The sequence below is a fragment of the Streptomyces sp. NPDC056580 genome, assembly GCF_042793175.1.
GTDB lineage: Bacteria > Actinomycetota > Actinomycetes > Streptomycetales > Streptomycetaceae > Streptomyces.
The window spans coordinates 114,073-121,065 of sequence record NZ_JBHTVE010000020.1 but is presented as its reverse complement, the minus strand read 5'-3'; the positions used below and the strand labels follow the sequence as shown (position 1 = coordinate 121,065).

At 66.3% G+C, this 6,993-nt stretch carries 6 protein-coding genes and 4 pseudogenes; 5 read left to right on the top strand and 5 right to left on the bottom strand.

What is annotated here, in order from left to right; translation table 11 throughout:
• Positions 1 to 708: 708 nt before the first annotated feature.
• A pseudogene (locus ACFQ9Z_RS34680) lies at positions 709 to 1,024 on the top strand (helix-turn-helix domain-containing protein); the annotation flags it as partial.
• Positions 1,025 to 1,086: 62 nt separating this feature from the next.
• On the opposite strand, the pseudogene ACFQ9Z_RS34675 reads toward ACFQ9Z_RS34680, so the two are convergent.
• Both ACFQ9Z_RS34675 and ACFQ9Z_RS34670 read right to left on the bottom strand, forming a co-directional pair.
• Positions 1,087 to 1,347: pseudogene (locus ACFQ9Z_RS34675) on the bottom strand (transposase); the annotation flags it as partial.
• 191 nt (positions 1,348 to 1,538) lie between these two features.
• Positions 1,539 to 2,312, bottom strand: a complete 774-nt coding sequence (locus tag ACFQ9Z_RS34670) for a calcium-binding protein (RefSeq protein WP_383029384.1) — start codon at positions 2,310 to 2,312, stop codon at positions 1,539 to 1,541.
• Between the two features lie 527 nt (positions 2,313 to 2,839).
• Here ACFQ9Z_RS34670 and ACFQ9Z_RS34665 point away from each other — a divergent pair.
• On the top strand, positions 2,840 to 3,598 hold the full coding sequence (locus ACFQ9Z_RS34665) for a DUF6928 family protein (RefSeq protein ID WP_383029381.1): 759 nt from the start codon (positions 2,840 to 2,842) through the stop codon (positions 3,596 to 3,598).
• A 300-nt stretch (positions 3,599 to 3,898) separates the two neighbouring features.
• Here ACFQ9Z_RS34665 and ACFQ9Z_RS34660 read toward each other — a convergent pair.
• Positions 3,899 to 4,363 (bottom strand): annotated as a pseudogene (locus ACFQ9Z_RS34660) (IS5 family transposase); the annotation flags it as partial.
• Between ACFQ9Z_RS34660 and ACFQ9Z_RS34655 the strand changes: the two are divergent.
• Both ACFQ9Z_RS34655 and ACFQ9Z_RS34650 read left to right on the top strand, forming a co-directional pair.
• The gene (locus ACFQ9Z_RS34655) at positions 4,250 to 4,807 is read left to right on the top strand and encodes a DUF899 family protein (protein ID WP_383029378.1); all 558 of its coding nucleotides are present in this window, start codon (positions 4,250 to 4,252) and stop codon (positions 4,805 to 4,807) included. The pseudogene ACFQ9Z_RS34660 and the gene ACFQ9Z_RS34655 overlap by 114 nt on opposite strands.
• Before the next feature lie 162 nt (positions 4,808 to 4,969).
• Positions 4,970 to 5,344 carry a VOC family protein gene (locus ACFQ9Z_RS34650; RefSeq protein WP_383029376.1) on the top strand — a complete coding sequence of 125 codons (375 nt, stop codon included), beginning with the start codon at positions 4,970 to 4,972 and terminating at the stop codon, positions 5,342 to 5,344.
• 405 nt (positions 5,345 to 5,749) lie between these two features.
• Here the strand turns inward: ACFQ9Z_RS34650 and ACFQ9Z_RS34645 are convergent, their stop codons facing one another.
• Positions 5,750 to 6,076, bottom strand: coding sequence for a hypothetical protein (locus ACFQ9Z_RS34645; RefSeq protein ID WP_383029392.1), 327 nt, complete (start codon positions 6,074 to 6,076; stop codon positions 5,750 to 5,752).
• Between the two features lie 91 nt (positions 6,077 to 6,167).
• On the opposite strand from ACFQ9Z_RS34645, the pseudogene ACFQ9Z_RS34640 reads away from it, so the two are divergent.
• Positions 6,168 to 6,365 (top strand): annotated as a pseudogene (locus tag ACFQ9Z_RS34640) (IS256 family transposase); the annotation flags it as partial.
• 34 nt (positions 6,366 to 6,399) lie between these two features.
• On the opposite strand, the gene ACFQ9Z_RS34635 reads toward ACFQ9Z_RS34640, so the two are convergent.
• The gene (locus ACFQ9Z_RS34635) at positions 6,400 to 6,966 is read right to left on the bottom strand and encodes a GNAT family N-acetyltransferase (RefSeq protein ID WP_383029373.1); all 567 of its coding nucleotides are present in this window, start codon (positions 6,964 to 6,966) and stop codon (positions 6,400 to 6,402) included.
• Positions 6,967 to 6,993 lie beyond the last annotated feature (27 nt).

The following is a 6,993-nucleotide window of genomic DNA, read 5'->3' as shown; positions in this document are numbered from 1 at the left end:
CAGCGTGATCTCCACAGCAGAAGGCCCAGGATGCGACATGGCAACAGGGTAGTAACTAACCCTCAGGATTTCTGGCGCATCACACTAGTGCTGTGACCGGATTGGTTCGCCGGGTCCCGGTTGAGGATGTGCCGCCGCAGCGCCAGGCCGCGGCGGGCCGGTTGGGCCTACGGGCTGGGCGCCCTCTTGTGCCGTTGATCGACGACCAGTACAACGGGAGCGTGATCGACCCTTTCGCGCCATCCCCGGACGGCCAATTCGTGCAGGCGCCCGCGCCTGTCCCTGCGGGCAGGAGGCGGTGGACGAAGGAGTCTGCCGGAGGCATGTTGGCTGGTTTGGCGGCTTTCTGGGGCGCTCAGGTGCTGGTCTTCGGACACGTCAGCCAGGTGTTTCCCCTGTACGAGCACACAGTCACCGGACTGACGGGCCTCCTTGCCGCAGCGGCTGCCTATCCGCTCGCTACGCGGTGGCTCGAACGCCTGCCCTCGTCGGACCCATCCAAGCGGTAGGCAGTAGCGCGGCGGCACGGCAACGGGCCCGGCGACCGACCGAGTTCCGCCGCGACGGCCCGCGTGATCTTGAGCTGCTTGAGCAGGGGCCCCGGCTGACGAACCGCTCCAGCTAGTGCTCTGACCGAGTAGGTTCGCCGGGTTGATGGTGAGGACGGTTGGACGTGCGGCGACGACCCTTCCGACCGCTGGAGGCGCGGTGGCTGAGTCTGCCCGTGTGCGCAGACTGGCCGACCAGGAGGGGCAGCGGCTGCAGCAGATCGTGCGCCGGGGCAGCACGAGTTCGGTGCGGTACCGGCGGGCGAGGACTCGCCCAGCCGGTGCAGGCCGACGAGGACACCGTCCGCGACCTCATCCACCGGTTCAACGAGATCGGCCTGGTCTGCCTGGACCCTCCGTGGGCGGGCGGCCGTCCCCGCCTACTCAGTCGTGACGACGAGGATTTCGTCATCCAGACGGCCACCACCCGCCCGACCAAGCTCGGCCAGCCCTTCACCCGCTGGTCGCTGCGCAAATCGTTTTCCTGCTCCAGCAGCTTGATCCGCCGACGCGCTTGCCGAAGCTCTGCGCTCTCCTGGCTGGTCGTTCCGGGCTTGGTCCCGTTGTCGATGTCCGCGCGACGCGTCCACTTCCACAACGTCATCGGATGGACTCCGAAATCGGTGGCCATCTGCTCGACCGTCACACCCGGCCCGCGGTTCCTCGCGACACGCACGACGTCCTGACGGAACTCCTCCGGATAAGACTCGGGCACAGCGACATCCTTCCCACCCACCCCACAGGGCACGCCAAGTCCCGCGCCTGCGTGGCTGCGGTCTGACCTGTGCCCGGGTGCCATCGTCGGACGCTGCCGCATGCCGCCGTCCGGGCTCGTTGATGTCAGCGTTGGATCTCAGCAAAACAGCCGCGGCAGCTGGGTGACGGCCATGCCAAGCAGCTGACGGCCCCGAGACGGCCCCAACAAAGCATCAAGCCCCCACCGACGGAGAAGCCGTTTGTGGGGGCTTGATCAGTGCGTGATACCTCTGTCTACCGCACGTCTACGTAGTCCCCGGCGGTCTTGACCGTCGCGGTCGTGCTGGTGCCGGAGAAGTAGTAGCGCCAGTAGCCGTCGCTGGCAGCTGTCGCGGTGGTCTTCAGGATGCCGGTGCTGTTGGTGTACGCGGTTTTGACCGTCGTGTAGGTGTCTGTTCCCGCCTTGCGGAACTGCAGCTTGACCGGCTGATTGGTGTAGCCACGGTAGTCGTGGGTCTCCCAGTTGGCGCGGGTCAGTTTGCCAGTGACGGTGATGGTCTTGCCCTTGGCGACCGGCTCCGGCGAAGCGTTGACGCTGAGCTTCGAGTAGCGCTGGATGTTCGTGTACTTGTAGGCATCTAGGGAGATGCCGCCGTTGCCCTTGTCGAAGGCGTCGACGCCGACCTTCCACTGCCCGGCCCAAGAGTTCTTCTGCAGGTCGCGGGGGTTGAGGGTAAAGGGGACGACGCAGGTCTTCGTCGTGGTGTCGACGGCTGTGCACGTAGGACGGCCGAACGGCACCGTCATGTCCGTGTCTTCTTCCTTGGGGCCGCCGTGCCACACGAACACGCGGGCCGTATCGATGCCGTCCGGATCGGTGGCGGTCACCGAAGCCGAGAAGGTGACCGTGTTGGAGATGCCGGCCACAATGGGCTTGCCACCGTTGACCGTGACGCTGGTGATCGTTGTGTCGCCGCCCCACGACTCGTCGGCCTGAGCCGTTGGAGCGCTTGCGACGGTGAGTGCCAGGGCGCCGGAGAGAGCGGCACCTATGGCGATTGAGCGCATTTAGTCCCCAGGAAAATCAGGCCTGCCGGTCGAGCCCCCGCCGCAGGCACCACGATAGATAGCGGCAGCGTACTGCGTTCACGCCAACTTGCCTGATTGTCCACCTGCATGTCAGTCACCACACCCAGCGCGACCAACCTCGCGGAGGACCGGACCACCTGCACGACGCCCCGGGGCACACCGCAGACCGCAAGCGCACAAGGGCCAAGCCTCAAGGGAGGCAGGTCCCGAGACGCCATCGTGCCTGCCACCCACGCCGTACGCACAGGTGGCAGGCGTGATCGCGAAGACTACTTCTTCTTGCCCTGGGTCTTGCCGTGGATCTTGGTGAGCTGGGTTTTTGCTGGTCAGGGGCGGTGGGCTCGTGCACCTGGTGGTCGTCGTTGGTCGTCATTTGTCACTGTTGAGCGGCCTCGGACGGCCCAGAGACGGCCCAGCCGGGGGCCCTCGGGCTTCGTCATCTCGCTTTGTCAGTGGGGGCGGCTACTGTGCATCCGCCAACGAGGGCCACACCCTGGGGAGGGGCTTTGGGAGCCAAGACGGGCTTTCTGGTGTACGCCGACGGTGAGGTACCGGAACTGCTGCGAGAAGCGGGCACAGCGGACCTCGCACGCACGGCCGGCATGATGCGGCTGCTCTACCCGGGCTGGGAGATGGAGGAGAGCGAGGGCTCGACTCTCTGGGACGGCGTGTACCCCCCGGAGGGGACGGCGTACGCGGCGAGCTGGCCCGGCGTCGAGGTCATCGGCGACCAGAGGGTGATGATCGACTTTCCTTCCCAGCTCCCGGAATACCTCGTAGCGTCGAGCGCCGGCCGGCGGCTCGTGCTGCACGCCATGCACAGCGTCGTGGACTGGCTCGCTTTCGCCGTGTGGGAGGACGGCCGACTCGTCCGCTCTTTGAGCCTGTCCCCGGACAGCGGCATCATCGAGAACATCGGCGAACCACTCTCCTTTGAACTGCCCTACTGGGCCGGAGACCGCCCGGCCGACGTCATCCCCTGGCCGGACGAGGACGAAGAGCCGTACCGACTGCCGTTCCACCCCTTGGAACTGGGCGAAGACGCACTGCGCGCGCTCTGCGGCTTCGTACTGGAGGGCCACCCCGAGCCGGACGACATCGACACGGATAGCATCCGACTGCACGGCTTCCGGGTCCGGGACCCACACGGCCCTGATCCCGCGGAGCGGGAAGCGGCGCTGCAGAAGGCCGTGGACGCCATGGGCCCACCGCGCTTCTTCTCTCTGGGCCCTGACGGCTCGCCCGTCGAGCGCGATGGCCTCTAGCTCCGGACTTCTTCGTCCCCAAGCAAGTTGATTGGGCGCTCAGCCTGCCTCTACCGGCTGGTGCCGTTGACCGCCGGCCGAGCGAGCGCAGCGAGCCTTGAGTCTGGTGTCTCCCCCGCAGAAGTCGCACGCCGAGCAGGCCACGGCATCGCTGTCGTCTTCAGCTTCTACGCGAAGGCGATTCACCGCAGCCAACAGCGCGCGAACGAGCAGATCCAGTGTGTCCTTGAAGGTGCTGAGGAGTAGCAAGCCCACCTGCTGAGGAGAGGTGACGCCTCCGCCTCTCATTTAGACGGTGTCCTATGTGGTGAGGCGGAGGAGTCGCTTGTAGCAGCACAGAGCGGCGGCGAGGCCGAGAAGGGCCAGGTAGTTGCGGGGATCGTGTTCGTAGCGGGGGCTGAGTCGGCGGTAGCCGGACAGCCGTGAGATCGTCCGCTCGATCACCCAACGACGGCGGCCCAGGCGTTCGCTGGACTCGATGCCTTTACGGGCGATGCGTACGCCGATGCGTTTGCCGCGTAACCATTTCCGCAGGTGGTGGATGTCGTAGGCCTTGTCGGCGTGCAGGCGCTGAGGCTTGAAGTGGCGGCCGCGGTGGGGGTCGTGTCTCGTTTGGTGACCCTCGACCATGGGCTTCAGCGCTTCGCTGTCGTGGGTGTTGCCGGCCGAGACGCCGACGACCAGGGGCAGTCCGTTCGCGTCCGACAGGACGTGCATCTTGGAACCCGGCTTACCTCGGTCCACGGGGCTCGGGCCTGTGAGTTCTATCTGCATCAGCGTGACGTCACCTTCGCGGCCTTCTGCCAGGGCCCCTTCGAGGAGTCCGACCGCTACCGCCGCTTCATGGGCTGGGACATGCCCTGGTACTCCGTGCCCGCCGAGTCGCGTGAACGGCTCCTGGCCGGCCGCCATTTCGGGATGAAGGCGTGCTACCTCCGAGACGGGGACCGGGTCCACGAGACGTACTGGACCACCGGCCGCGGCGTCGAACCCATGGCCCCGTCCTACGGCATTCTCGACATGACCGTCCGCGGGCGGCAGGAGACCTGGGAGGACTCCCCACCGGGCTGGCCTCAGCCGTACGGGACCCTCGGCCAGCAGTTCCGCAAGGACGGACGGCCGACCCCGCAATGGGGGCTCGACGCAGGCCATGACGACGACCTCCACGGCGGACAGCGCAGCACGGACCGCTCAGGCTGCTGCTTCTGAACCTTCTGAAGGGCGCGCAGCAGTCCAAGAAGGCAGGACCGGGTCTCTGACCTGCGACCGTTGGTCGTCGTTGAGCACCCTCCGACGGCCCCGAGACGGCCCCGGAATGGTCGTCGGGCGTTACTGGAGCGGTCATGGAAGTGATCTCACTATGGTGTGACGATGCCACCGCAGATGAAGCTGACGGCGATAACACTCGACTGCCCTGACCCTGAGGCGCTGGCCGCGTTCTATCGGCAGGCCACCGGGCTTGAGCTCCACGCCGAGTCCAACGGTGACTTCGCTGGACTCAGTGGCGACGACGGGCTCTTCATCGGTTTCCAACGGGTCGATGATTATCAGGTTCCGCGCTGGCCTGATCAGACCGTGCCGCAACAACTCCACCTCGACTTCGCAGTCGACGACCTCGACGAGGCTGAGGCTCTGTTGTTGGAGTTGGGCGCGGCTAAGCCTGAGCATCAACCGGGTGGCGACAGGTGGCGGGTGCTCACAGACCCGGCCGGTCATCCCTTCTGCCTGACCACGCGAACGATCTAGGTGTCCACGCGGTCGGCGTAGCGACCTTGGCCAGGAGTTTCAATGGGCGAGTCAAGCGTGTGCGACCAGTAGCCGACGAAGCGAAGCGCTAGATCTCTGACCTGCGGCCGTGTAATCGATCAACGCTGCGACCTGCGACCTAGATGTGGTTGTCAGCGTTGGTCGTCGTTGAGCGCCCTCATACGGCCCCGAGACGGCCCGAGTCCGACAGCTTGTCCCAGGTGACAGGGCTGAACTGGACAGGTCCAGTCCCGATGGGTAGACAAGCATGCGAAGCTCCGGGCGGACAGGTTGATCTTGGTCGACAACTCGTCTACCAGGAGCTTCACTTCGTCATGCACACGGTGCCCGCTGCCGCACGACCTGCACCGACCTGGGCAAAGGGCGGAGGCGCCGCACCCGCCTTCAGAGCGCAGGCAGTGGAAGCGCCACCCGTGGCCCGAGGCCGAACTCCTCGGCCTCGTCGGTACTGACGACCGCAATGGTTCCTGCAGGGACCCCGGGCAGCGTGGCCACGCGGGACGCCACCGCGAGAAGATCCCACTGACTGGTTCCGGTGATGAAGAAGACGTAGACGTCCCCGTCCTCCTCGCCCTCATCGAAGACTTCCGCGTCACCTTGGTCTTCGAGATCAGACAGGAAGTCCTCGACCTCGTCGATCCAGGGAAACGGGTAGGCGCCATCTGGCAGGTCGGGCGTCGGCAGCAACGGCACGTGGATCTCAACAACCATGGTGGGCACGATGGCATCTTGCCCCTAGAGCCTCCGCCCGGCTCAACCGGGGGCGAGCCGCGTGAGCAGCCCTGCTGAGGTTGAAAAGGGCTCAGTGCGGCTGCGGACCAAGGTGACGAAGGGTGCCGGCAGCCGGGCCGCCGGGCTGGCGATGGTTTTCAAGCTGGTCGAGTCAGCCCAGGCCCGCTGGCGACCTGTGAACGCACCCCACCTCGTCGCTCTGGTCCGTGCCGGGGCGCGCTTCGAACGCGGCCACCTCGTCGAACGCCCCGAGACCCTCTCGGCGTGAGCAGCCTCAGCCGATCCGCAGAAGCCGGGAGGATCTAGGCACTCGTGCGCCGTATGTGCAGGTGGCCATCGCGGGGGAAGGAGGGCGGTGCCGCGGGCAGGATGGTGTCGAAGTCGTAGCGGCTCTTGTGCGCGACCCGGCACGATGCCAGGTTGTCCACCTGGTGCAGGAGTTCGAGACGCTCCAGCCCGTCGGCTTGGAAGGTGTCGAAGGCCCAGCTGGTGAGTGCCTCCAGAGCGCGGGAGGCCACTCCCCGCCCGCGAGCGTGCGCCGCGGTCCAGTAGCCCACTTCGGCCGCCGGTTTGCCGGAGGCGACTTCCTTGAGGACCACGTTGCCCACCAACTGTTCACGAACTGAACCGAGTTGTGCCTCAAGGACGGCGAAGCCGAACCGGTTCCCCGCTGCCCAGCCCTGCTGCTGAGCCTGCACCCAGCGTGCCCCGTCGGCATCGTTGTCCACGACAGAGTTCGCCCACTGGCGCAGTGCGGGATCCCGGCTCACCTCGACCAATGCGGCAGTGTCCTCCATGCGCCAGGGGCGAAGAACGAGAGCGGGAGAGACCGGCGACGCGGCCACCTGAAGTACGACAGGGGTACTCATCAACCGATCATATGCGGCGGCGTTTCC